This is a genomic window from Streptosporangium longisporum (assembly GCF_039534895.1).
Classification (GTDB): domain Bacteria; phylum Actinomycetota; class Actinomycetes; order Streptosporangiales; family Streptosporangiaceae; genus Streptosporangium; species Streptosporangium longisporum.
Genome location: NZ_BAAAWD010000006.1, coordinates 934,210 through 957,503, shown reverse-complemented (window position 1 = coordinate 957,503; position 23,294 = coordinate 934,210). Strand labels below are relative to the sequence as shown.

The 23,294-nt window shown below is 70.0% G+C and carries 22 protein-coding genes, 1 tRNA gene and 1 pseudogene; 17 read left to right on the top strand and 7 right to left on the bottom strand.

Annotated elements, in window-relative coordinates; translation table 11 throughout:
• Nucleotides 1-61: 61 nt before the first annotated feature.
• Complete coding sequence (locus tag ABD832_RS08390) at nucleotides 62-904, bottom strand: serine/threonine-protein kinase (protein WP_344890764.1); 843 nt, start codon at nucleotides 902-904, stop codon at nucleotides 62-64.
• Complete coding sequence (locus ABD832_RS08385; RefSeq protein WP_344890761.1) at nucleotides 805-1,608, bottom strand: hypothetical protein; 804 nt, start codon at nucleotides 1,606-1,608, stop codon at nucleotides 805-807. Before ABD832_RS08385 ends, ABD832_RS08390 begins: the two co-directional genes overlap by 100 nt.
• Nucleotides 1,609-1,980: 372 nt before the next feature.
• On the opposite strand from ABD832_RS08385, the gene ABD832_RS08380 reads away from it, so the two are divergent.
• The 7 genes and pseudogenes from ABD832_RS08380 (at nucleotide 1,981) to htpX (ending at nucleotide 10,815) form a co-directional block, all read left to right on the top strand.
• The gene (locus tag ABD832_RS08380; RefSeq protein WP_344893384.1) at nucleotides 1,981-3,228 is read left to right on the top strand and encodes a 4Fe-4S binding protein; all 1,248 of its coding nucleotides are present in this window, start codon (nucleotides 1,981-1,983) and stop codon (nucleotides 3,226-3,228) included.
• Complete coding sequence (locus ABD832_RS08375) at nucleotides 3,225-3,761, top strand: NADH-quinone oxidoreductase subunit J family protein (RefSeq protein ID WP_344890758.1); 537 nt, start codon at nucleotides 3,225-3,227, stop codon at nucleotides 3,759-3,761. Before ABD832_RS08380 ends, ABD832_RS08375 begins: the two co-directional genes overlap by 4 nt.
• Nucleotide 3,762: 1 nt before the next feature.
• A pseudogene (nuoK, locus tag ABD832_RS08370) lies at nucleotides 3,763-4,044 on the top strand (NADH-quinone oxidoreductase subunit NuoK); the annotation flags it as partial.
• A 176-nt stretch (nucleotides 4,045-4,220) separates the two neighbouring features.
• Entirely contained in the window at nucleotides 4,221-6,374 is a 2,154-nt protein-coding gene (locus tag ABD832_RS08365; protein WP_344890755.1) for an NADH-quinone oxidoreductase subunit 5 family protein, read from the top strand.
• 79 nt (nucleotides 6,375-6,453) lie between these two features.
• A complete protein-coding gene (locus tag ABD832_RS08360) occupies nucleotides 6,454-8,163 on the top strand; it encodes a complex I subunit 4 family protein (protein WP_344890751.1) in 1,710 nt (569 codons plus the stop codon).
• Nucleotides 8,160-9,893 carry an NADH-quinone oxidoreductase subunit N gene (locus ABD832_RS08355; RefSeq protein ID WP_344890748.1) on the top strand — a complete coding sequence of 578 codons (1,734 nt, stop codon included), beginning with the start codon at nucleotides 8,160-8,162 and terminating at the stop codon, nucleotides 9,891-9,893. The genes ABD832_RS08360 and ABD832_RS08355 overlap by 4 nt, the downstream gene beginning before the upstream one ends.
• 73 nt (nucleotides 9,894-9,966) lie before the next feature.
• Entirely contained in the window at nucleotides 9,967-10,815 is an 849-nt protein-coding gene (htpX, locus tag ABD832_RS08350) for a zinc metalloprotease HtpX (RefSeq protein WP_344890745.1), read from the top strand.
• A gap of 242 nt (nucleotides 10,816-11,057) precedes the next feature.
• On the opposite strand, the gene ABD832_RS08345 is transcribed toward htpX, so the two are convergent.
• Together ABD832_RS08345 and ABD832_RS08340 are read right to left on the bottom strand one after the other, a co-directional pair.
• Nucleotides 11,058-11,954: a hypothetical protein gene (locus ABD832_RS08345; RefSeq protein WP_344890741.1), complete on the bottom strand. Its 897-nt coding sequence runs from the start codon at nucleotides 11,952-11,954 to the stop codon at nucleotides 11,058-11,060.
• Nucleotides 11,955-12,402: 448 nt separating this feature from the next.
• On the bottom strand, nucleotides 12,403-12,897 hold the full coding sequence (locus ABD832_RS08340; RefSeq protein ID WP_344890738.1) for a YajQ family cyclic di-GMP-binding protein: 495 nt from the start codon (nucleotides 12,895-12,897) through the stop codon (nucleotides 12,403-12,405).
• Between the two features lie 502 nt (nucleotides 12,898-13,399).
• Here ABD832_RS08340 and ABD832_RS08335 point away from each other — a divergent pair.
• From ABD832_RS08335 to ABD832_RS08325, 3 genes are all read left to right on the top strand, one after another.
• A tRNA-Tyr gene (locus ABD832_RS08335) sits at nucleotides 13,400-13,484 on the top strand.
• 271 nt (nucleotides 13,485-13,755) lie between these two features.
• Nucleotides 13,756-14,567 (top strand): IS5 family transposase gene (locus ABD832_RS08330; protein ID WP_344890464.1). Its coding sequence is split into 2 segments (ribosomal slippage): nucleotides 13,756-14,098 and nucleotides 14,098-14,567, totalling 813 coding nucleotides; the frame shifts between segments, so codons are not numbered across the junction.
• Nucleotides 14,568-14,620: 53 nt separating this feature from the next.
• On the top strand, nucleotides 14,621-15,214 hold the full coding sequence (locus tag ABD832_RS08325) for a DUF4291 domain-containing protein (RefSeq protein ID WP_344890735.1): 594 nt from the start codon (nucleotides 14,621-14,623) through the stop codon (nucleotides 15,212-15,214).
• Between the two features lie 204 nt (nucleotides 15,215-15,418).
• Here ABD832_RS08325 and ABD832_RS08320 read toward each other — a convergent pair whose 3' ends face one another.
• A complete protein-coding gene (locus ABD832_RS08320; RefSeq protein ID WP_344890731.1) occupies nucleotides 15,419-16,561 on the bottom strand; it encodes a pentapeptide repeat-containing protein in 1,143 nt (380 codons plus the stop codon).
• A gap of 491 nt (nucleotides 16,562-17,052) precedes the next feature.
• On the opposite strand from ABD832_RS08320, the gene ABD832_RS08315 reads away from it, so the two are divergent.
• Nucleotides 17,053-18,399 (top strand): Ig-like domain-containing protein, encoded by a 1,347-nt coding sequence (locus tag ABD832_RS08315; RefSeq protein WP_344890729.1) that lies wholly within the window; start codon nucleotides 17,053-17,055, stop codon nucleotides 18,397-18,399.
• Nucleotides 18,400-18,436: 37 nt separating this feature from the next.
• On the opposite strand, the gene ABD832_RS08310 is transcribed toward ABD832_RS08315, so the two are convergent.
• The gene (locus ABD832_RS08310) at nucleotides 18,437-19,309 is read right to left on the bottom strand and encodes an IS3 family transposase (protein ID WP_425582572.1); all 873 of its coding nucleotides are present in this window, start codon (nucleotides 19,307-19,309) and stop codon (nucleotides 18,437-18,439) included.
• The gene (locus ABD832_RS42075) at nucleotides 19,306-19,605 is read right to left on the bottom strand and encodes a transposase (RefSeq protein ID WP_425582571.1); all 300 of its coding nucleotides are present in this window, start codon (nucleotides 19,603-19,605) and stop codon (nucleotides 19,306-19,308) included. Before ABD832_RS42075 ends, ABD832_RS08310 begins: the two co-directional genes overlap by 4 nt.
• On the opposite strand from ABD832_RS42075, the gene ABD832_RS42070 reads away from it, so the two are divergent.
• From ABD832_RS42070 to ABD832_RS08290, 6 genes are all read left to right on the top strand, one after another.
• Nucleotides 19,489-19,815, top strand: a complete 327-nt coding sequence (locus tag ABD832_RS42070; RefSeq protein ID WP_425582578.1) for an Ig-like domain-containing protein — start codon at nucleotides 19,489-19,491, stop codon at nucleotides 19,813-19,815. The two genes, ABD832_RS42075 and ABD832_RS42070, sit on opposite strands and share 117 nt — an antisense overlap.
• 629 nt (nucleotides 19,816-20,444) lie before the next feature.
• Nucleotides 20,445-20,777 carry a hypothetical protein gene (locus ABD832_RS08305; RefSeq protein ID WP_344890725.1) on the top strand — a complete coding sequence of 111 codons (333 nt, stop codon included), beginning with the start codon at nucleotides 20,445-20,447 and terminating at the stop codon, nucleotides 20,775-20,777.
• Entirely contained in the window at nucleotides 20,774-21,220 is a 447-nt protein-coding gene (locus ABD832_RS08300; RefSeq protein WP_344890723.1) for a MerR family transcriptional regulator, read from the top strand. Before ABD832_RS08305 ends, ABD832_RS08300 begins: the two co-directional genes overlap by 4 nt.
• A gap of 309 nt (nucleotides 21,221-21,529) precedes the next feature.
• A complete protein-coding gene (locus ABD832_RS08295; RefSeq protein WP_344890722.1) occupies nucleotides 21,530-21,862 on the top strand; it encodes a YnfA family protein in 333 nt (110 codons plus the stop codon).
• A gap of 248 nt (nucleotides 21,863-22,110) precedes the next feature.
• Nucleotides 22,111-22,410, top strand: a complete 300-nt coding sequence (locus ABD832_RS42065) for a transposase (RefSeq protein WP_344887020.1) — start codon at nucleotides 22,111-22,113, stop codon at nucleotides 22,408-22,410.
• Entirely contained in the window at nucleotides 22,407-23,279 is an 873-nt protein-coding gene (locus tag ABD832_RS08290) for an IS3 family transposase (protein ID WP_425582570.1), read from the top strand. The genes ABD832_RS42065 and ABD832_RS08290 overlap by 4 nt, the downstream gene beginning before the upstream one ends.
• Nucleotides 23,280-23,294 lie beyond the last annotated feature (15 nt).

Genomic DNA, 23,294 nt, shown 5'->3' with positions numbered 1-23,294 from the left:
TCGGCCCAGGCCAGGGACGCGGCGCCCTGACCTCCGCGCGCTGTGCACGACCTGTGCACGATCAGTGCACGATGCGCAGCATGATGTCGGAGGCCGTGGGCCGGTTGGCGGGCAGCTTGTCCAGGCAGGCCGCGGCCAGCGCGCGCAGCGACGGCGGCATGGGCGACAGGTCCGGGTGGTGGTTGATCACCCGGTTCAGGATGGCGGGGATGGTGTCCTCCCCGAACGCCGCCCGTCCCGAGGCGGCGAAGAGCATCGTCGCGGCCCAGCTGAACACGTCGGTCTCGGTGCCGATCGCCTCGCCCGCGAGCTGCTCGGGCGACATGTAGGCGGGGGTGCCCATGATCTTCCCCGAGGTCGCGGTGACCTGGTCGAGGGCACGGGCGATCCCGAAGTCGATCACCCGGGGGCCGTCGGCGCCGATCAGCACGTTGGCCGGTTTGAAGTCCCGGTGCACGATCCCGGCCCGGTGGATCGCGGCCAGCGCGCCCGCGGTGGCCAGCGCCAGCCGGGTCAGCCCGTCCTCGTCGCGCGGCCCCCGGTCGCGGACCAGCTGCTCCAGGGAGACGCCCTCCACGTACTCGCTGACGACGTACGCCTGGTCCTCGGTGATGTTCACGTCGAGCACCCGGGCGGTGGAGAACGTCGCCACCCTGCGGGTCGCCTCCACCTCGCGCAGGAAGCGCTCCCGGACCACCCGGTCGCTGCCGACGTGCTCGTGCAGCACCTTGATCGCGACCTTCTGCCCCTGCGGGGTGAGCGCCAGGTAGACCTTCCCCTGCCCGCCCTTGCCCAGCTCGCCGATCAGCCGGTACGGCCCCCAGCCACCCGCGCGGGGTCCCGGCCGACGGGGTCGACGCCGCGGGTCCGCGGGGGTTCCGGGCGCCCTGAGCGCTCTGAGCACCCTGGGCGTCTTGGAGGCCGTGAGGATTCCGGGGGGCGTCGAGGGCCGTCGTACGGGCTCGGGTCGTGACGGCCGTCGTACGGGCCGGAGCCGTGGGGACCGTCGTACGGGTTCGGGTCGTGACGGCCGTCGTACGGGTTCGAGGCGTGAGGACCGGAGTCGTACAGGTGGGTGTCGTGCGGGCGGGCGCCGTACGAGGTCTGCGACCCCTGAGGCCCCCCGTACCGGGGAGGCTCCACGTGCGGGCGCGGGGACTGCCACTGCGCGGGCGGACGCGCGGCCGGGGACACCGGATGCGCGGCCGGGTACGGGGTCCGCAGGTGCCCGTGGTCCGGGCCGTGGAGCGGCCGGGCGTCCACCTGCGGGTTCCGGAACACCGACTCCCGGAGGATCACGGCGTGGACCAGCCCGCCGATCCAGCTTCCGAACAGGCCGACCGCCCCGATGGTGTCCAGCCAGACCGGGATGCGGTCGGAGCTGCCGTAGATGGAGGCGCCGACCATGAAGACGCCGATGCCGACGCCGTAGACGACGGCGGCGAAGGCCAGCAGCGGGCTGCGCAGTTTGCGGGCGGCGTGGCCAATGATGGCCGGCGTGCCGATACCGCAGGTCAGGAGGGGGACCAGTGTCCACAGCACGCTCCACGCCATGGTGGAACGCGCCGGTGGCCGCGGCTGCCATGCCGGCGGCCCGTAGTACGACATGGGCGAACAATACGATTTTTCCGGCATTGCCGCAGAACATTGGACGCCGGGGCGGTGAGTCGGGGCCGGTTATCGAACACACAGTCTGTGGATAACTTCTGTGGATAACTCTCCGCCATGGGGATTCCCGCCGTCCGGGCCATACCACCGAGGTCTCCGGGCCCCCACCGCATTCCCGAGCGCCCCACCGTGCGCCATGATGTTGAGTTGTGGCACGGATACCAGGAGTGGGGTTGGCGAAGGGGCTTTCGGTGACCCTTCGCCACATGCTGAACAGGTCGGTGACCCAGCAGTACCCCGAGGTCCGGCCGGAGCTGCCGCCCCGGAGCAGGGGGGGTGATCGGGCTGGTCGAGGAGAACTGCACGGTGTGCATGCTCTGCGCCCGCGAGTGCCCCGACTGGTGCATCTACATCGACTCCCACAAGGAGACCCTCCCGGCCCCCGAGGGCGGCCGTCCCCGCGCCCGCAACATGCTCGACCGCTTCGCGATCGACTTCTCCCTCTGCATGTACTGCGGGATCTGCATCGAGGTCTGCCCCTTCGACGCCCTGTTCTGGTCCCCGGAGTTCGAGTACGCCGACGGGGACATCCGTAATCTTCTGCACGAGAAGGACAGGCTGGCGGGCTGGGCGCAGACCGTCCCGCCGCCCCCGGCCCACGAGCCCAACGCCGACCCGCCCAAGGAACTGGCGGCGGCCTCGCGCCCGGTCCGCCCCCGCCCCACACCCGCGGCGCCCTCTCCCGGCACGCCCTCCGGTACGTCTTCCGGTGTGGCTTCCGGTACGCCCGCGGCCGGTACGCCCGGCTCCGGTGCCTCGGCGCCCGGGTCGGGTTTCCCGGCGTCCGGTGGCCCGTCCGCCGATCCGGCGTCCGGTTCCGGTGCTGCGGTATCGGGGCCGGGTGCTTCGGCGCCCGGGTCCGGAGCGGCGCCCGGGTCCGGAGCGGCGCCCGGGTCCGGAGCGGCGCCCGGGTCCGGAGCGGCGCCTGGGGCGGTGTCCGGGTCCGGTCCGTCGGTGCCGGGTTCCACGGGGTCCGCAACGTCTGCGGAGCCTGTGGGCTCCTCGGGTGCTCCGCCCGACCCTTCCTCCTCTCGTCCCACCTCGGGTGCCGGGTCCCCGGCTACGGGCACCTCACGCTCCTCGGGCACTCCGGCCGCTCCCTCCTCCTCCGGTGCCGGGTCCCCGGCCTCGGGCACCTCAGGCCCCTCGGCCTCGGACGTCCCCGCTTCTCCGGCCTCGAACGCCCCCAGCCCTCCCATCTCGGATGCGCCCGCTCCTGCGGGATCGGCCCCGGGTTCTCCGGCGTCCGCAGGTTCTCCGGCTTCCCCCGCGTCCCCGGTTCCCCCGGGGCCTGCGGCCTCCGACGCCCCCGCCGAACCGCCGTCCGGACGGCCCGCCCGGCCGCCCGGCAGGCCCTCCAGGCCGGCCACCTCGGCGAGTCACGCGAGCGTCCGCGCGATCCGCCCGCCGGGATCCCTCCCCAAGCCCACCGGTTCGTCCACAGGCGGCTCGTCCGTCGAGAAGTTATCCACAGGTAGGGGTGGCGTGCCCCCGGCGGCGGACGCGCCGGAGCAGACTTCTCCTGCGGATCCGAATGGAGAGCCGGAGGAGGAGACGTGACCGAGGTGCCGTCCTATCTGTCACCGAGCGGGCAGGAGATCGTCTTTCTCCTGCTGGGCGCGGTGGCCGTCGGGTCGGCCCTGCTCGTCGTGACCACCCGGCAGCTCGTCCACGCCGCCCTGTGGCTGGTCGTCTGCTTCGGCGCGCTGGCGGGGTGCTACCTGGTCCTGACGGCCGAGTTCGTCGCCTGGGTCCAGGTGCTCATCTACGTCGGTGCCATCGTGGTCCTGCTGCTGTTCGGCATCATGCTCACCCGCGCCCCGATCGGCAGGACCGCCGACCTCGACAGCCCGAACAGGCCCACCGCCGCGATCGTGGCGATCGCCACCGCGGCCGTGCTGGTCACCGTCGTCGTCGACGGCTTCCGCATGGCCTACGCGCCGCTGGAGCCCGGTGCCGGTTCCGCGCGGGAGCTCGGCTCCAGCATCTTCCGCAACTGGGTGCTCCCGTTCGAGGCGCTCTCGATCCTGCTGCTCGCGGCCCTGATAGGCGCCGTCGTGCTGTCCCGCACCGACATTCGCGGGAGGGACTGACGTGCACATCGTCTACCCCGCCGTCGTCTCGGCGCTGCTGTTCTCGATCGGCGTGTACGGCGTGCTCGCCCGGCGCAACGCGATCCTCGTGCTGATGTCCGTCGAGCTCATGCTCAACGCCGTCAACCTCAACCTGGTCGCCTTCGACGTGTGGTTGCGCGATCGGTTGCACGGCGGGCAGGTCCTCACGCTGTTCGTCATCGTGATCGCCGCCGCCGAGGTCGGCATCGGTCTCGCGATCATCCTGGCGCTCTACCGCAACCGCCAGACCGTCGACCTCGACCGTCTCCGCTCCCTGGCGGAACCCACCGACGCCGACCCCGCCGACGCGAAGCCCACCGGCACCGGCCCTACCGATACCGATTCCACCGGCACCGGCACCGGCACCGGGTCCGGCGACACCGAGCCCACCGGCCCCCGGCCCGTCGCTCCCGCAGCCACCGGACCGCGTGACACGACATGATCACCGTCGCCGCCCTCGTGATCCTGCTGCCCTTCCTCGCGGCCGTCGCCGGACTGCTGGGTTCCCGCTTCCCCCACCGCTCCCGCGGTGTCATGCCCCTCGCACCCGGCACCGCCAGAGCCGCCACCGCCGAGACAACCGCCACCACCGGGACCGCCACCACCGCCACCGGAACGGTCACCCGCACCGAAACCGATCCCAGAACCGACCCCGAGACCAGCACCGAGACCGGCATCACGGCCGAATCCACGGCCGGCACCACGACCGAGCTCAGGGCCGACCTCAAGGCCGACAGCGCGGCCGGCCGCCGGGCCGCCTGGATCGCGGTGGTGCCCACCGCGGTCGCCGCCGTCCTGGCGCTCTGGCCGGCCTACGTCACGTGGACGGCCGGCCGGGGCGGAACAGGGGCGTCCACTCCGACGGGAGCCGGTGGCCAGGACGCGGCCGGCGGTGCGATCGACGGGGTCACCGCGACCTTCACCGTCATCGAGACCGGCTCGGTCCCCATCTCGGTGGGGCTGCTCGTCGACGGCCTCGCCGCCTCGATCGCGGTGCTGGTGACCGTCGTCGCGCTGGCCGTCCAGGTGTACTCCGTCGGCTACATGCGCGGCGACCGGCGATACCCGTCGTACAGCGCCTTCATCAGCCTGTTCACCAGCGCCATGCTGCTGGTCGTCTACTCGGCGGACCTGCTCGTCCTCTACGTGGGATGGGAGGTCATGGGCCTGTGCTCCTACCTGCTGGTCGGGCACTGGTGGGAGGAGAGGGCCAACTCGCGAGCGGCGATCAAGGCGTTCCTCGTCACCCGGATCGGAGACGTGGGGTTCCTGTTCGGCATCTTCGTCCTCGGGACGGCGGCCGGCAGTTTCAGGATCGCCGACGTGATCGCCGCCGTCCCCGCGATGTCGTCGGGGACGCTCGTCGCGGCCACCATGCTGCTGCTGGCCGGGGTCGCCGGGAAGAGCGCCCAGGTGCCGTTGCACGTCTGGCTGCCCGACGCGATGGCCGGACCGACACCGATCAGCGCCCTCATCCACGCGGCCACCATGGTCGCCGCCGGGATCTTCGTCGTCGCCCGCCTCTACCCGGCCTTCCTCGGCGCCCCCGCGACCCTGGACGTGCTCGCGGTCATGGCCGCGATCGGCATGCTGGGTGCTGCCCTTGCCGCGCTGGCCCAGGACGACCTCAAGCGCGTCCTGGCCTACTCCACCGTCAGCCAGCTCGCCTACATGGCCGGTGCCCTGGCGGCGGGTTCCCGAAGCGCCGCGGTCTTCCATCTGATCACCCACGGAGCCTTCAAGGCCCTGCTCTTCCTCTGCGCGGGGGCCGTGATCCACGCGGTCGCCTCCAACCTGATGAGCACGATGGGAGGTCTTCGCAGGGAGCTTCCCGTCACCTTCGCCGCGATGACGATCGGCTTCGCGGCACTGATGGGCCTCCCCCCGGCCAGCGGCTTCTTCAGCAAGGACGAGGTGCTGGTGGCCATCGAGCGCTCCCTGTCCGCCGGGCCGCTGAACGATGCCGTGGCCCTGCTGCTGTACGGGTGCGCGCTCGCCACGGTCGCGGTCACCGGCGCCTACGCCACCCGGGCCTGGCTGCGCACCTTCTTCGGACGGCGCGCCCCGGCGAACCCCGTACTCGCCCTCGGTTCCGCCGCGGGGACCGCGTCCGGCACCGTCCACGCCGCCGTGCACCGGACCCCGGCCGCCATGCGCTGGCCCATCGTCGTCCTGGCGGTCCCGGCCCTGTTCCTCGGCTTCGCCCGGATCGGTGACGTGCACTGGGGGACCGCGGCTCTCAGTCTCGCGGTGGCGTTGCTGGGCGCCGGAGTGGTCTACGCCGTGTGGCGCTCGGAACCGGGGAGCGACCCGGCCCGTCTGCTCGGCCCCCTCCGCGTCCCCTGTGAGCGCGCCTTCCATGTCGACGCCGTCTACACGGCCCTCTTCGTTCGGCCCGTCCTGCTTCTCGCCGGTCTGGTGGTCCGTGCCGACGGCCGGGTGGTGGACGGTGCGGTGCGCGGTTCGGGCCGGACGACCCTGGGCGTGGCCGGGCTGGTCCGCCTGGCGCAGAACGGCAACGCGCAGCTCTACATCACCGGCCTGCTGGCGGGCGTCCTTCTCTTCGCGGCCGGGGCGGTGATCTTCAAATGATCTCCCTGCTTCCCCGGGGTGTCACGGCCCTCGCCGTGCCGCTCCTCGCCCGTCCGGCGGTGACACGCCGTTGACCTCCATGAGCTGGCTGCCGCTCGCGCTGCTCGCCCTGCCGCTGGCCGGGGCGGTCGCGCTGCTCGTGCCGTCCCGTGCGGACGTCGTGGCCCGGGGGCGGCTGCTCCGGGCGTACGGCCTGGCCGTCTCCGGGGTCACGTTCGCGCTGTCGGTGGTGCTGGTCGCCGCCTTCGACCACGACGACGCCGCCCGGGTGCAGTTCGCGACCGACCTGGCCTGGATCCCCGGGCTCGACCTCCGGTTCCATCTCGGCGTGGACGGGATCTCGCTCCCGCTGGTGGTGCTGACCACGCTGCTGACCTTCCTCTGCTTCGTCTACCTGTGCCGGGGACGGGCCGACGGTCCGGGGCAACTGCTGCGGTCCGGTCCCGGCGGCGACCGGCCGCAGGCGATGGTGTTCACCCTCCTCGTCCTCGAAGTCGGCATGGTCGGCACGTTCCTCGCACTCGACCTGCTGCTGTTCTTCGTCTTCTTCGAGGTCGTCCTCATCCCGATGTACTTCCTGATCGCCATCTGGGGCGGCCGGGCCCGCCGGGCGGCGGCGATCAAGTTCATCCTCTACACCCTGCTCGGCTCGGTGGTCCTGCTGCTCGGCCTGCTGCTCATCTGGTCGCAGACCGGCACCCTGGACATGACGGCCCTGGCCGAGGCGCGGGGGATCGGCATGTCCCGCCCGGTGCAGACCATCGCCTTCCTGGCGGTCGGCATCGGGTTCGCGGTCAAGACACCGATGTGGCCGCTGCACACCTGGCTGCCCGACGCCCACACCGAGGCGCCGACCGTCGGCTCGGTGCTCCTGGCGGGCGTGCTGCTCAAGATGGGCACGTACGGCTTCGCCCGCATCGCGATCCCGGTCCTGCCCGACGGCGCCGCCGCGACGGCCCCCTGGCTGGGCGCCTTCGCGGTGGCCGGAATCGTCTACGGCTCCCTGGCGTGCCTGGCACAGCGCGACCTGAAGAGGATGATCGCCTACTCCTCGGTCGGCCACATGGGCTTCGTGCTGCTGGGGTTCGCCACGCTCACCCCGGTCGGGATCAACGGGGCGCTGTTCGGCAACATCGCCCACGGCCTGATCACCGCCCTGCTGTTCTTCGTGGCGGGAGCGATCAAGGAACGCCACGGCACCTCCGACATGCCCGCGCTCGGCGGCGGCATGCTGACGCGCCTTCCCCGGGTGGGGTCCCTGCTCACCTTCGCCTGTGTCGCCTCGCTCGGGCTGCCGGGGCTGGCCGGCTTCTGGGGGGAGATGCTGGCCCTGCTCGGCGCCTTCCAGCCCGCCGCGGGCCTGTCCCGCCCCCTGTACCTGGTCTTCATGGCCCTCGGAGGTCTCGGCACCGTGCTGACCGCCGCCTACTTCCTGCTCATGCTCTCCCGCGTCACCCACGGCAGGGGCACCGAGACGGTCCACGTCCCGATCCTCACCGCCGCCACCACGGGCGGCCTTCCCGCCACGGGCCCGACCACAGACCCCACCCCGGGTCCCGCCGCGGAGGACGACCCGTCCACCGCAGGGGAACGCGCGGTCACGACGGCACAGGACGCGGCGGGTCGCCCGCCCGCCCTCACCGGCAGGCCGCGCATGCCCGACGTCATGGGCCACGAGCTGGCCGCCTGGGTACCGCTGGTGGTGCTGATCCTGCTGTTCGGGCTCTGGCCCAAGGCGCTCCTCGCCCTCACCGACCCAGTGGTCCGCACCCTGGTGGGGGCACCGTGATCCAGCCCATCGACTACTACGCGATCGCACCTCCGCTGATCCTCGCCCTCACCGCCGGGCTCGTGCTGCTGCTGGACGCCTTCCTTCCCCGCAGGCCGTACGTCCGGCGCACCCTCGGCGCGGTCACGCTGGCCGGGGTGATCGCGGCCCTGGCGACGGTGGTCTCGCAGGCCGTACGGGCCGGAGATCCGCTGCGAACCTTCTGCGTGCCCGAAGGGCTGCTCGGCTCCCCCCGCGCGGCGATCGGAGGTCTCGTCCGCCCGGACGGCACGCCCGCGACGGCCCCGGCGGCCGGCGCGAGCCCCGCGGCCACCGCGGCGCCGTGCTCCTTCGTGGTCGACGACTTCACGCTGATCTTCGCCGGGCTCGCGCTGGCCGCGGGGGTCGTCGTGGTGCTGCTGTCGGCGGCCGAGTTGTCCCGTGCCGACATTCCCGTCGGGGAGTGGTACTTCCTGCTGCTCTGCACGCTGGCGGGCGCCGTCGCCCTGCCCGCCTCCCGCGACCTGATCATGCTGGTCGTCGCGCTGGAACTGGTCTCGCTGCCGGTGTTCGCGCTCACCGCGCTCAGACGCTATGACGGCCGCGGCTCCGAGGCGGCGGTGAAGCTCTTCCTGGTCTCGGTGGTCTCCACGGCCGTCATGCTCTTCGGCGTCTCCCTGCTGTACGGGACGACCGGCACCGTCTACCTCGGCCGGATCGCCCAGGCGCTGCGACAGGTCGGGCCCGCCCCCGGAATCCGGCCGGGTCTCGTGGATCCGGGCGGTGTCGCCGCCGGTTCCTCGCTCCAGATCGGCCAGGCACCGCCCGCCGTGGTGACCGTGGCCGTGGTGCTCGTCCTCGCCGGGTTCGCCTTCAAGATCGCCGCAGTGCCGTTCCACGCCTGGGCGGGTGACGTCTACCAGGGGGCGCCCGTGCCCGTCGCGGCCCTTCTGTCGGTCATCTCCAAGGCGGCGGGGTTCGCCGGGCTGATCCTCATCCTGGTCGTCGCCCTGGGCGGTCAGGGCTCCACCTGGGTCCCGATGGTGGCGATCATCGCCGCGCTGACCATGACCGTGGGGAACCTGCTGGCGCTGCGCCAGCGTGACGCGGTGCGCCTGCTCGCCTGGTCGTCCGTCGCCCAGTCCGGTTACATCCTCGCCCCCCTGGGGGTCAGGAACGGCCAGGCGATGAACGCCTCGATCGCCTACCTGCTGTTCTACGCGGCGATGAACCTCGGTGCCTTCGCCGTGGTCACGCTGGTGTCGAGAGGACCCGGGGGAGGAAGGCTCGACGACTACCGGGGGCTGGTGCTCCGCAGCCCGGCTGCCGGGCTGGCGCTGGCCTTCTTCCTGATCTGCCTGGCGGGCCTGCCCCCGGGGCTCGCGGGGCTCTTCGCCAAGATCGTGGTGTTCCGGGAGGTGCTCGGCGCGGGCGGTGGCTGGCTGGCAGCGGTGATGGCGGTCAACACGGTCGTGGGCCTCTACTACTACGTCACCTGGGTCGTGCGGATCTTCACCCCGGCCCCGGTGCCGGCCCTTTCGCCGGTGGTCCCGGCCGGTGCGGGGGCGGCAGCGGACGAGCCCGGCGCGAGCGGGTCCGGGACGGACGAGGCACCTTCCACCGGGCACGGGGCCGGCTGGTTGCCCGCCGCCGTGGCCGTCACGCTGGCCGTCGTCGTCGCGATCGTCTTCTCGGCCGCCCCCCAGCTGGTCCTCGACCTCGTCCCCGCGGCGCTCATCGCCGCAGGCTGAACCGGCCGGGAACGTTCGACCTGGGCGGAGACGTTGTCACAGGTGAGTCGGCATCGACCGGGAGGGGGATGAAGTGCACCACAACGGTCTGCGTACCGCGGTCCTCCTCGGCGCGCTGTCCGCGGTGATCATCGCGGTGGGGGCGTGGCTCGGGGGCGGCGCCGGCATGCAGATCGCGGTCGTGACCGCACTGGCGGTCAACGCCGTCGCGTACTTCTTCTCCGACCGCATGGCGCTGTCCGCCATGCGCGCCCGGCCCGTGAGCGAGGTCGAGCAACCGGTCCTCTACCGGATCGTGCGGGAGCTCTCCACCGAGGCCCGCCAGCCCATGCCCCGGTTGTACGTCTCGCCGACCATGCAGCCCAACGCCTTCGCGACGGGACGAAACCCCCGTAACGCCGCGGTCTGCGTGACCTACGGGATCACCCGGCTGCTCGACGAGCGCGAGCTGCGCGGGGTCGTCGGCCACGAGCTCTCCCACGTCTACAACCGCGACATCCTGATCTCCTCGGTGGCCGGCGCGCTCGCCACGATGATCACCTACCTCGGCTACGCCGGGCTCTTCTTCGGCGGGGACGACGACGAGGGGCCGGGCTTCGTCGGCGCCCTCCTCATGCTCGTGCTCGGCCCGGTCGCGGCGGGGATGATCCAGATGGCCATCTCGCGTTCCCGCGAGTTTCAGGCGGACGAGTCCGGAGCCAGGCTGACCGGTGACCCGCTGGCCCTGGCCTCGGCATTGAGGAAGATCGAGATGGGCACCCGCCGGTTGCCCCTCCCGGAGAACGGCCGGATCGTCTCCGCCTCACACCTGATGATCGCCAACCCCTTCCGCGGCACCGGGATCAGCAGGATCTTCTCCACCCACCCGCCCACCGCCGAGCGCGTCGCCCGCCTGGAGCGGATGGCCGGCTACCGCCGCTGACCCTCGTCCTGCGCGGGCGCCGTTCTCACCACCCGGAAACGGCAGGCAGGAGCCCCTGGCGACCCAGGGCGAGGACCGTCCCCATGACCCGAGGCCCTGGTCTCCACCCGGGAGGGCAGGCGCCTTCACCTCCCGCGACGGATCCCGCCCCACCCGTAGCAGGGACCGCTGTCACCCCATGGCGCGAAAGGGGCGCCGCCCCGACGGCCCGCACAAAGCGGCACGCTGTGACCCGGGACGGATCACGGGCTCAACCCGGCGACGATCGGATGGTGGACCGACCCCGGCACGACGAAGCCGCCGACCCGTTCCGTCCCACCCGTCTCCCGATCGACCCCGTACCAGGTGTAACGGCTACCGCCCCCCTTCCTCGCCCGGCGCGAAACGACCGTCTGCAGCTCCAGGTCGCCCCTGGCGTTCCAGCGCAACCGGGTCGCGGTCCTGCCGTACGGGACGGTGACGGGGGTGCTCTTGAGAGGGGCGCCGGACGCCACGCTCCACAGGCCGATCCCGGCGTCGCGTTCCGTGAAGTGGGCGACGGTCTCGCCTCCCGGCCCGAGCGCGCCTCCCAGGGGCGCGCGTCCCCGCTCGGCGAAGGGCGACATCGAGTACACCCGCGCCTGGAACGTGTCGTCCACCAGCAGCACGAATTCCGCGTCGGGACTGAAACTCCACGGTCGCAGCCCCGACGGCACCGTGAGGCCGGTCCCACTGTGGGTGTCCAGGATCCGGTGTTCCCCTCCGGCGCTCAGCACCACGTACCGCCCGCGCGGGGAGAGTTCGATCCGCGTCGCGCGCATGGCACTCGACCAGATCACGCCCGGCACCGCGCGTACCGCGTCCGAGGCCACCTTCCGCACCACCAGCGCCCCGCCGTCGAGCTGGAAATAGGTGACATGTCCTCCGTTGGGGGACAGGGCCAGCGGAGCACGCCGTCCACGCGAGGAGAACACCCGGGCGTCGGTGAGATCGACGACGTCGTCCCCCCGGCCCCAGAGTCTCCACGGGGCGCAGAGGCAGCCGTCGAGCCCCGCGTACCGGGCCGGAGCCCGCACGTCCACGGCTCGTGCCTGGAGGGCAACCCCCATGGTCATGACGAGCACACCGGCACAGACGCCCAGGCGGCGGAACGATCTCATGGAGAACCCCCGAGTCTCCTGGACAACGGGGGCGTTCGCTACGTACCGGCCACTGTACGCCCCGGCCGAGGTCCGGCCGGTGATGCCGTCGCGGATGTCGTCATCGGGTCCGGCGACGGAACCGGACCTCCCTGCCGGCCCTGCCGGCAGGCCGGAAATGCCTCCGCGGAGACCCCTGCCGACCAGGACGAGCACCCGGTCACGGGTCCTCCCCTGACGGGAGCGATGAAGGACGCACCCGGCCACATGTCCCGAATGGCCTCGTCCCACCGGCGGCCGTCCGGCACCGCGGATGCCGGGTGTCCCGATGGCCGGTGGGCGCCCCGCTTCGAGCAGGTGAGCGGCCGGGGCATGGAAGACCTCCTGCCCCGGCCGTGTGCCCTGGACGTGCCCTGATCAACGACGGGAATCATGGAATCCCGGGTCAGGGCGCCGATCGCTCGCCCGGTTAGCGGTAGTTCGAGAACTGAAGGGCGATCTCCAGGTCCTTACCCTTGAGCAGGGCGATGACCTCCTGGAGCTCGTCCCTCTTCTTCGAGCTCACGCGCAGCTCTTCACCCTGGATCTGCGCCTTGACGCCCTTGGGCCCCTCGTCACGAATGATCTTCGAGATCTTCTTGGCGTGCTCCTGGTCGATGCCCTCCTTGAGGGTCACCACGAGGCGGTACTCCTTGCCCGAGAGCTTGGGCTCGTCCGCGTCCAGGATCTTGAGCGAGAGCCCCCGCTTGATCAGTTTTTCCTTGAAGACCTCGAGGACCGCGTTGGCGCGCTCCTCGCTGTTGGCCTTGATCTCGATCGCCTTCTGTCCCCCCGACCAGGCGATGGTGGCCCCGGTACCCTTGAAGTCGAACCGGTGGCCCACCTCCTTGAGCGTCTGGTTCAGCGCGTTGTCGGCCTCCTGGTGGTCGATCTTGCTGACGATGTCGAACGATGAATCCGCCAAAGTACAATCCCCTCTGACCCGGTAGAACTATCAGCCACAGCCCGGCTCCCAGGTGCCGCGGACCTCGAATCGCGGCGACGTCCGCGAGCCGGTTCGGTAGACGCGTACGTAACGGATCAGCCTAGCCAGCATCTCTCACCGATGCCGAGGCGGTGGCGTGTCCCATCCCGGCCCCGTCACATTTCGACCACCCCGGCCGCCCCATCCCGTACGCGTCCCGTTTCCCGGCTTTCACGAGAGTCATCGCGACCCAGACCCGCCACACCCGCCACACCGGCCCGTCACCGTGCCGATCCCTGTCCCTTCTCGCCGCCTCCCTCTCGCGCCGGCACCGGATCGCCTCCCACGCGTCCCTCCGACCCCACCCGTAGCCGTCAGGAACAGCCGATATGCCCTAAAGGCCCAGGTGGGAGCGGGTGGAGGGCGGCGCGCGCCGCCGATGTCACGTCACCAGCCGAAGTCCGCTATTCTTCTTCCTGTCGCCGCCGCAAGCGGAGGACGCGGCAGGTTGCCCGAGTGGTCAAAGGGAGCGGTCTGTAAAACCGTCGGCTCAGCCTACGCAGGTTCAAGTCCTGCACCTGCCACCAGCAGAAACAGCAGCTCAGAGGCCCTTCGGGGCCTCTTTTGCGTTTCCGGGGTGTGCAGCCTGATACCACCTTGAGCGGCCCTGTGTCGGTGGTCGTGCAATATACGCGCAATGATCTTGAAGCGGCTTTCCCAGGTCGTGCCGGGCTCTCGGAGCGGTTCAGGGATGAGAACCGGCCGGTGAAGCCGAAGGAGACGGCTCCTAACAGCTCGTTTCAAAATGAGCGGTGTGTCGGCTGGTGACGGCAGACTCAAGCGGACAAACTCAACCGCGTGTCTTCCCCCGACCTCGTTCCAAATGATCTATGGGAGCGCATAGCTCCGCTCCTGCCGCCCCATCCACCACGCCGCCGACACCATCCAGGACGGCGGCCGATCGACGACCGCATGGCCTTGGCCGGCATCGTCTACGTGCTGCGCACCGGCGTGGCCTGGCGCGATGTCCCGGCCTCGACCATCGGCTGCTCGGGAGTGACCTGCTGGCGGCGACTACGCGACTGGACCGAGGCCGGCGTGTGGCCACGCCTGCACCAGCTACTACTGGACGAATTGCGGGCCGCGGGCCTGCTCGACCTGAATGATGCCGCCATCGACGGATCGCACGTGCGCGCCCTCAAAGGGGGGACCACGTCGGCCCGTCGCCGGTCGACCGAGGCCGGCCCGGCTCCAAGCACCACCTGATCGTCGACGCGCACGGCACGCCGCTGGCAGTGTCGGTGACCGGCGGCAACCGCCACGACGTCACCCAGATGCTCCCCTTGCTCGCGGCGATCCCGCCCATCCGCGGTGTACGAGGCCGACCTCGGCGCAAACCCCGGCGGCTGTACGCCGACCGCGGCTACGACTACCCCAGCCACCGCCGCCACCTGTGGAAACGCGGGATCAAACCGGTCATCGCCCGACGCGGTAGCCCGCACGGCTCAGGACTGGGAACCATCCGGTGGGTGGTCGAGCGGACCTTCGCCTGGCTACACCAGTTCAAACGGCTGCGCATCCGCTACGAACACCGCGCCGATCTCCATCAAGGTCTGCTCGATCTGGCATGCAGCCTCATCTGCCTGCGCCGACTCCGAACCTCATTCTGAAACCGTCAGTAAATCAATGGATCTTCCCAGCGGCCGGCCTCATCCTGTCCAGCATGGGAGAACCACAGCACGGGATCCGGGCGGTTCACACCGCCTCCACGGTCACCGTCTACCAGGCTTACGCTCCAGAGATCGGCCTCCCCGCCGCTCGTTGTGGCCGCTTTCCCGCCGCCTGGAAGCGAGACCGGATGACGTGGGTCAAACCATCGTTCCTGTGGATGATGTACCGCTGCGGCTGGGGCACCAAGGAGGGGCAGGAGACCGTCCTGGCCATCGAGATCATCCGCGAAGGGTTCGAATGGGCCCTGCGTCACGCGTGCTTGTCGCATTATGAGCCCGGGCTTCATCCCGACCGGGATACCTGGAAACGACAGCTGAAGCATGCCCCGGCCCGAGTGCAGTGGGATCCCGAACGTGATCTTCGCCTGCAGCCGCTGTCCTACCGCTCACTGCAGCTCGGCCTCTCAGGTGAGGGTGCGCGCCGGTACGCGGACGAGTGGATGGTCGCCATCACCGACGTGACTCCGCTTGCTCACGAGATCCACACACTCATGCGCAACGACGAGCCGGACATCGCGGCCCGTCTCTTGCCCGAGGAGCGTCCCTACCCTGCAGGGGACGAGCTTTTGGCTCGCCTACGTCCGTAATCCGCGCATGTCTCCTGAAGGCTGTCTCGTGACTCGGTGGGCGGACTGACGCTGGACCTGGTGTGCAGATGCTGTCGGCGAAGCGTCGTGAGCTCATCGAGGTGTTCGCCGGGCTGAACCCGGCCCAGCCTGACTGAGTCCGGCCCAGTCGGACTGAACCCGGCCCAGTTCCGGCCTGAATTGATAGCACCTACCCCGGAGGGCCTACTCGGCTGGAGGGTCGTTCTCAGCGGTTGCCGCGTGGACCGCGAACTCCTTGTAGGTCCTGGGACGGATGGGCGGGAGCGATCGCCGCCGTACGGGGCTGAGGTGGGAGAAGTCGAAGCCGTCGGGCCACACGGTGGTCTCGTCGAACACCACGTGCTTCAGCGAGGCGTCCGTCAGAACGGCTCCGGTCAGTGTGGCTCCTCGGAGGTCGCTGTAGTCCAGGCGGGCGCCGCGCAGGTCGGCGTTCCGTAGCTCGGCCTTGGTCAGGTCGGTGCCCCGGAGGTCGACGTACTCGGCGATGGCCCGCGTCAGGACGGCATCGCGCAGGTCGGCCTGGTAGAGGACCGCGTCGACAAGGATCGCCCCCGCCAGTCGCACTCCGGTGAGATCCGCACGAGTCAGGTCGGTGCCGACAAGGGAGGCTTCGGCCAAGTCGCTGAAATGGAGGTCCACGTCGTGAAGCCTGGCGGAGGCGAGGTTGGTCTTGGGCAAGACCATGCGGTCAAGGCGGAGCACCTGGTTCCGGACCGGGTCCCGGCGGCCGAGAACGGTCAGTGCCGCGTGGATGTCAGGGGCACGGAGGGAGAGGTTGACAGCGCTGCCCGGTGCCGTGGTGGCGTGACATGCGTGCTGGATGTCCCGTTGGGGATCGCGGGCTCGGTTGCCGATGAACGCGGAGAGGATCTCCCCGATGACCTGGCGGTCGGTTGTCGAGGAGCGGGAGATACGTTCCAGGGCGTAGATGCCGCCCAGGCGGACGTCCACGCTCGGGTCACCCAGATGCGCGACGGCGGAGGCGAAGGACTCGGTGGCCTGCCCGTGGCGGCTGAGCTGTAATTGGTGCCAGGTGAGGTAGGCGCCGATCAGGAGCACCAGGCCTCCGACGCCCTGAAGCAGGGTCGTGCGGATGTTGTTCACAGCAGTGGCGTAGTCGGCCGGCGGCTTTGCCGTACCCAGGTCCCATGCGAGCAGGTAGCGGGGGAGGAAGACGGCGCCTGCCAAGGCGGCGAGCCCCAGAAGTGCGGCGAGGATGAAGGGACCCGAGATCCGGGACAGCGCGGAGGGACGGGCACCTGCAATCTTGTCCGTCCGCACGGGGTGACCGGGGAGAGGGGGGATGTGATCTTCGAAGCGCTTCATGGACTCACCAGAGATCGGCTTCCGGGACCTCCAGCTTGGCCAACGGTTGTCTCGTCGACAAGCTGCACGGTGGCGTCGACGTCACGAGACAGCCGTCCACTGCAGCGTCCCGACGTCGTGCTCGCCGATCGCGGCCATGACCATGACCGATCCCCTCCGGGGAGGACCTCCGGCTCCGAGATGATCGTCCCCTCACCTAGGCCTGCTTCCCCTTCGGGCAGGACGATCCGGTGTCGGTGCGACGGTCGTGACTCGACACTCTCGATCTGGAGTCGTTGCAGGTCATGGACGGTTTCGCCGGATCTGCGGTCACCACTACGAGGGTCTCGGACATGCGCACGAAACGCGAGATCACCGTAGGCGTCAGATCCGCTACTCAAAGTGACCTGTGTGCTGTCATGGCATGGCCGGAAACAGCGGCGCCCCCCTGCGGTCCTTGAGGGGCGCTGTCGTGACGGCCTGAAATCACCATGACTGACGAAAGCAAAGAAATGATTCGACTTCCAGGCAGGCGCGTCGGCGCAGCCGTCGCAGGTGCCGTCCTCTCCACCTTCGCCGTGACGTTCGCCGGTGGGGGCGTGGGTTTCGCGCAGGCGGCCGCCCCACCCAACGTGCTGACCATGAACGGCTCCAGCGTCATCAGCGCCCCCTATCAGGGCACCCAGCCGCAGAGCTTCAACCTGGTCAAGCAGAACGACGGCAGCTGGGGCATCCGTCACAAGTACTCCACCCAGGTCCTGACCATGAACGGCTCCAGCGTCACCGGCGCCCCCTATCAGGGCACCCAGCCGCAGAGCTTCAACCTGGTCAAGCAGAACGACGGCAGCTGGGGCATCCGTCACAAGTACTCCACTCAGGTCCTGACCATGAACGGCTCCAGTGTCACCGGCGCCTCCTACCAGGGCACCCAGCCGCAGAGCTTCCAGCTGATCAAGCAGAACGACGGCAGCTGGGGCATCCGTGCCTTCTACGGCGGCGACCGGCTGCTGCAGGAACCGAAGGCCTTCGGTGACGCGGCCGTCACCGAAGCCGGATCCTCGGTGACGGTGGACGTGCTGGCCAACGACGCGGGTACCGGCACCTCCACCTCCGAGGGCCTGAGGGTGACCAGCGTGACGGCTCCGACGAACGGCACCGCCACGATCCAGAACGGCAAGGTCGTCTACACACCCAACGCCGGCCACACCGGCTGCGACAGCTTCACCTACACCACCACCGACGAGTTCGACCAGACCTCGACCGTGACCGCCCACGTGGCGACCGGCGCGATCAACCAGCAGTCCCAGCCCGGCCCGATCACCGGCACCGCGGTGACGGTGAACGGATCCAGCGTGACAGGCGAGCCCTACCAGGCAGGAAACGCCGCTCAGACCTTCACCCTGGTCAAGCAGAACGACGGCAGCTGGGGCCTGCGCAACCAGGGCACCGCCAGCGTGCTGACCATGAACGGCTCCACCGTCACCGGCGCCGCCTACCAAGGCTCCACCGGCCAGAGTTTCAGCATCGTCGCGCAGAACGACGGCAGCACCGGCATCCGTAACACCTACTCGAACCAGGCGCTGACCCTCACCGGCACCGCGGTCTCCGGCTCGCCCTACAGCGGCTCGCAGCCGCAAAGCCTGCAGCTCGTCAGCCAGGGCGACGCCTACGTCATCCTCGCCCACTACGGCGGCACCCAGGTTCCCCAGACCTCCACCGCGCGCAACGACGCGGCGCCGACGCGGCAGGGGGCGGCAGTGGTCGTGGATGTTCTGGCCAATGACAACAACGCCGGCTCGACCACGCCCCAGGGCCTGCAGATCCAAAGCGTGACCCAGCCCGCAAACGGCACCGCCTGAGCTTGCTCCGCTTTGACGGACACCATCGTTGTGGTGGTCAGGCTGCGCGGGCGGCCTCGTAATCGGCAGGGCTACGGTAGCTCAGGCTGCTGTGCAGCCGGTGCAGGTTGTACCAGCCCTCGATGAATTCGAAGATCGCGCTTCGGGCGGCGGAGCGGGTGGGCCAGGGCTGGACGTCGAGAAGTTCGCCCTTGAGCGTGGCGAAGAACGACTCGGCCAGCGCGTTGTCCCAGCACTGACCGGTACGACCGACCGACAGTCGCACTCCGAGCCGTTCAGCCAGGGCGGTGTAGTCAGCGCTGGTGTACTGGCAGCCCTTGTCCGAGTGAAAGATCACCGGTCGGGTGGGGCGGCGGCGTGCCCAGGCCTGGAGCAGCGCGTCGGTGACCAGGTCGGTGCGCAGATGATCCGCCGTCGCCCAGCCGACCACCCGGCGCGAGGCGATGTCGATGACGGTGGCCAGATACAGCCAGCCCTCCTCGGTGGCGATGTAGGTGATATCGCCACACCAGCGGGCATCGAGCCCGGCCGCATCTGGTGTGAAGTCGCGGCCGATCAAATCCGGCCGGGTGCCGGCGCCCGGGCCGGGGACGGTGGTCCGCCGCCGGCGCCGCCGATACCGTCCGGCCAGGCCGAGCACGCGCATCAGTCGGGCCACCCGCCGCCGGCCGCACTGCTCACCGTCTCGCTGCAGTTGCGCGTGCACCCGCGGCGCGCCGTAGCTGCCCCGCGAGCGTGCGTGCACCTCGGCGATGTGCTCGGCCAGCTCCGCATCACGCACGGCACGCGGACCGGGCAGCGCGCTGCGGCGCGAGTAGAAGGCGGCACGGGAGACTCCCAGCAGCTCACACGCCCGTTTGACGCTGTGGCCGCCCTGCTTCTCCGCCTCGATGAACGGGTGCACGCTCACCGGGTCTCCCTCACGAAGAAAGCCGTCGCTCGCTTGAGCACGTCGACGTCTTGGCGAAGCCGCTGGTTCTCCCGCCGCAACGCCTGCAGCTCCTGCCGCTCACTGCTGGTCAGCCCGTTCCTGTCGCCGGCATCGACCTCGGCCTGGCGCACCCATTGCCGCACCGCGGTCTCGGTCAGATCGAAGTCCTTGGCCACCTGCCCGACCGGGCGGTCACCGCGCCGGCACAGCTCGACGATCTCGGCTTTGAACTCGGGCGTGAACGAGCGGCGAGGACGCGGCTTCTTCTTCCCCATGCTCTCCATCATGGACATCCTCTCGGGGGCGAGCCCCTGATCTCGGATGTCCGTCAAACCGGATCAAGCCCAGCCGCGATCCAGAACGACAAGGTCGTCTACACCCCGCGCGCGGGCTTCTCCGGCTGCGACACCTTCACCTACACCACGACCAACAACCGGGGACAGCAGGTCACGGCCTCGGTCTCGGTGGCGATCGCCGCCAAATAGCGACACCACCCCCGCCCAGGCGCTGAGGCCAGGGCCGGCTTCGGTGCCACGCCTCAAAGGCCGCTCCCTCCAGGGCCATCACCCGAGGTGACGCGAAAGGGCGGCTCAGCGCACGATCCGGGGCGAGAACAACGACCCGGATCGTGCGCTGGGTGTCCGTCCGATGATCTCAGGATCGGCGAGTCATGATCGCTTCCGGCGTAGGCGCGCCTCGTCGCAGGGACGGTCGGCAGGTTATGACCGGGATCCGCGTTCATGAAGACCCGGAACATACGCGGAATGATCTCCAGCCGCCATGTCCGATGAGGTGAAGGAGCCCGGATCGCCGTACGGCATGACGCATGAGACGCCCTCCACTTTTGATCCGATGGTCGTGGTTCGGCGTAAGGGGGCTCACGCAGACCTTGTGGGACATGTGTTGGATGATCTTCTGTGAGAGAAGGCCGTAAAGATGCTTCCACGCCGGTCAGAGGCACTGTCGTTGCTCAGGACACAGCCTCCTGAGAACCGCCATGCCTCCGGCGGAGGCATGGTCGGGGGTTGCATCCTGTACCGGGGTACAGGCTTACCGTCAGGCTGGTAGGGATCGCCCGCACAAGAGACGGGTGGTCTTGGTACATGGAGGGCTCATGGAATGGGCACCGGCCGAATGCACGCTCCCGACCGAGGAACGACCGCTGCGGGTGGCGGAGTTCGACGAACTGTTCGCCTCCGCGCTGCGCGGACTGGAGCGAGTGGGACCGGCTCACCTACGGCTCACGCTCGATGACGGAGCACAGGTGGAGGAGACCGCGCGTGACCTGACGGCCCGGGAGACGGGCTGCTGCTCGTTCTTCACCTTCACCCTCACCCCCGGCCCTGAGGGGCTGGTCGTTGACGTCGAGGTCCCCGCGGTTCACGCGAACGTGCTCGACGGGCTGGCGGCCCGGGCGATCGAGGCGGCTCCCCGGGTCGCGTCGTGAACGGCGAATGGCTGCGTACCGGAGAGGTCGCCGAGGCGGCGGGGGTCAACGCGCAGACGCTGCGCTACTACCACCGTCGGGGCCTGCTGCAAGAGCCGCGGCGGAGCAACGGCGGGCATCGGCTCTACCCGCCGGAGACGGTGACCGTCCTGCGTGTGATCAAGGTGGCGCAACGGCTCGGCTTCACCCTGGAGGAGGTGGCCGACCTGGTCGAGGCGGCCGCCCACCGTCACGGCAGAGGGGACGGCGGTCTGCAGGCACGGGCAACGGCCAAGCTCGCCGAGGTGGAACAGAGGATCGCAGACCTTCGGACGATCCGTGAGACGCTGATCCAAGCGGTGGACGCCGGGTGTGACGACCTGGTGGCGTGCGCGGGGAGTCCGTGCTGCCCACTGCCGTTCCCCGGCCCGGCGGACGGGGGCCGGCATGCCGGCCTCAACTGATCCCGACCGGCGCAGGCGCCTGCTTCCGGCCGGTCTGACGGGCTTGGCCGCGGTGGCCTGTGCCGCGTGCTGCGTGCTCCCCGTGCTGCTCGCCGCCGGGGTGATCGGGGGCACCGGGGCTGTCGCGCTCACGGGCGTCATGCCGACGGTGGCTCTGATCTCAGGAGGCGTGGCCGTACTGGCTTGGGGGCCGGTGTGGTTCCTGCGGAGCCGGAGGCACGCCACGGGATGCGCGGGTGGAACCGGCTGTGGCTGCCGGAGCACAGGGGCTCATCGGCCCGCCGCAAGCGACCCCCTGCAGTCGCAGCCGTGACCGTCGCTCGTTCCCTTCTGCTGTTCGTGGTGGCCGCGCTCGCCGAGATCGGCGGTGCCTGGCTGGTCTGGCAGGGAGTGAGAGAACAACGTGGCCTGTTGTGGGTCGGGGCCGGAATCATCGCCCTGGGCCTGTACGGCTTTGTGGCCACCTTGCAGCCGGATGCCGACTTCGGCCGCATCCTGGCCGCCTATGGCGGCGTCTTCGTCGCCGGATCCCTGGTCTGGGGAATGCTCATCGACGGGTTCCGCCCTGACCGATGGGACGTCATCGGCGCTGCGGTGTGCCTGATCGGTGTCGCCGTCATCATGTACGCCCCGCGTGGATAGCCGGAGTTGAGCGAAGCGGTCGGCGCCGACAGAAGGTCGAAGTCGGCACAGGCGGAATGTCGATGCCGACGTGAACGGCGTGTGGATGTGCCGGACGCCACCTCGTCCTTGACGAGGCCGCCTCATGCGAGGGAGCCTCCGATCGAGGATCGGCTTTCGCGCGGGGAGGTTCACCCTGGGCTTGATCCGGTTTGACGGACATCCGAGATCAGGGGCTCGCCCCCGAGAGGATGTCCATGATGGAGAGCATGGGGAAGAAGAAGCCGCGTCCTCGCCGCTCGTTCACGCCGGAGTTCAAAGCCGAGATCGTCGAGCTGTGCCGGCGCGGTGACCGCCCGGTCGGGCAGGTGGCCAAGGACTTCGATCTGACCGAGACCGCGGTGCGGCAATGGGTGCGCCAGGCCGAGGTCGATGCCGGCGACAGGGACGGACTGACCAGCAGTGAGCGGCAGGAGCTGCAGGCGTTGCGGCGGGAGAACCAGCGGCTTCGCCAAGACGTCGACGTGCTCAAGCGAGCGACGGCTTTCTTCGTGAGGGAGACCCGGTGAGCGTGCATCCGTTCATCGAGGCGGAGAAGCAGGGCGGCCACAGCGTCAAACGGGCGTGTGAGCTGCTGGGAGTCTCCCGTGCCGCCTTCTACTCGCGCCGCAGCGCGCTGCCCGGTCCGCGCGCGGTGCGTGATGCGGAGCTGGCCGAGCACATCGCCGAGGTGCACGCACGCTCGCGGGGCAGCTACGGCGCGCCGCGGGTGCACGCGCAACTGCAGCGAGACGGTGAGCAGTGCGGCCGGCGGCGGGTGGCCCGGCTGATGCGCGTGCTCGGCCTGGCCGGACGGTATCGGCGGCGCCGGCGGCGGACCACCGTCCCCGGCCCGGGCGCCGGCACCCGGCCGGATTTGATCGGCCGCGACTTCACGCCAGATGCGGCCGGGCTCGATGCCCGCTGGTGTGGCGATATCACCTACATCGCCACCGAGGAGGGCTGGCTGTATCTGGCCACCGTCATCGACATCGCCTCGCGCCGGGTGGTCGGCTGGGCGACGGCGGATCATCTGCGCACCGACCTGGTCACCGACGCGCTGCTCCAGGCCTGGGCACGCCGCCGCCCTACTCGGCCGGTGATCTTTCACTCGGACAAGGGCTGTCAGTACACCAGCGCTGACTACACCGCCCTGGCTGAACGGCTCGGAGTGCGACTGTCGGTCGGTCGTACCGGTCAGTGCTGGGACAACGCGCTGGCCGAGTCGTTCTTCGCCACGCTCAAGGGCGAATTTCTTAACATCCAACCCTGGCCCACCCGCTCCGCTGCCCGAAGCGCGATCTTCGAATTCATCGAGGGCTGGTACAACCTGCACCGGCTGCACAGCAGCCTGAGCTACCGTAGCCCTGCCGATTACGAGGCCGCCCGCGCAGCCTGACCACCACAACGATGG

What these genes read in the sequence shown, in the direction of transcription:
- ABD832_RS42065 (WP_344887020.1), top strand. Translation starts at nt 22,111, where the DNA reads ATGGGGAAGAAGAAGCCGCGTCCTCGCCGCTCGTTCACGCCGGAGTTC.
- ABD832_RS08320 (WP_344890731.1), bottom strand. Translation starts at nt 16,561, where the DNA reads ATGAAGCGCTTCGAAGATCACATCCCCCCTCTCCCCGGTCACCCCGTG.
- ABD832_RS08325 (WP_344890735.1), top strand. Translation starts at nt 14,621, where the DNA reads ATGGGAGAACCACAGCACGGGATCCGGGCGGTTCACACCGCCTCCACG.
- ABD832_RS08360 (WP_344890751.1), top strand. Translation starts at nt 6,454, where the DNA reads ATGAGCTGGCTGCCGCTCGCGCTGCTCGCCCTGCCGCTGGCCGGGGCG.
- ABD832_RS42075 (WP_425582571.1), bottom strand. Translation starts at nt 19,605, where the DNA reads ATGGGGAAGAAGAAGCCGCGTCCTCGCCGCTCGTTCACGCCCGAGTTC.
- ABD832_RS08365 (WP_344890755.1), top strand. Translation starts at nt 4,221, where the DNA reads ATGATCACCGTCGCCGCCCTCGTGATCCTGCTGCCCTTCCTCGCGGCC.
- ABD832_RS08385 (WP_344890761.1), bottom strand. Translation starts at nt 1,608, where the DNA reads ATGTCGTACTACGGGCCGCCGGCATGGCAGCCGCGGCCACCGGCGCGT.
- ABD832_RS08345 (WP_344890741.1), bottom strand. Translation starts at nt 11,954, where the DNA reads ATGAGATCGTTCCGCCGCCTGGGCGTCTGTGCCGGTGTGCTCGTCATG.
- ABD832_RS08315 (WP_344890729.1), top strand. Translation starts at nt 17,053, where the DNA reads ATGATTCGACTTCCAGGCAGGCGCGTCGGCGCAGCCGTCGCAGGTGCC.
- ABD832_RS08305 (WP_344890725.1), top strand. Translation starts at nt 20,445, where the DNA reads ATGGAATGGGCACCGGCCGAATGCACGCTCCCGACCGAGGAACGACCG.
- ABD832_RS08380 (WP_344893384.1), top strand. Translation starts at nt 1,981, where the DNA reads ATGCTCTGCGCCCGCGAGTGCCCCGACTGGTGCATCTACATCGACTCC.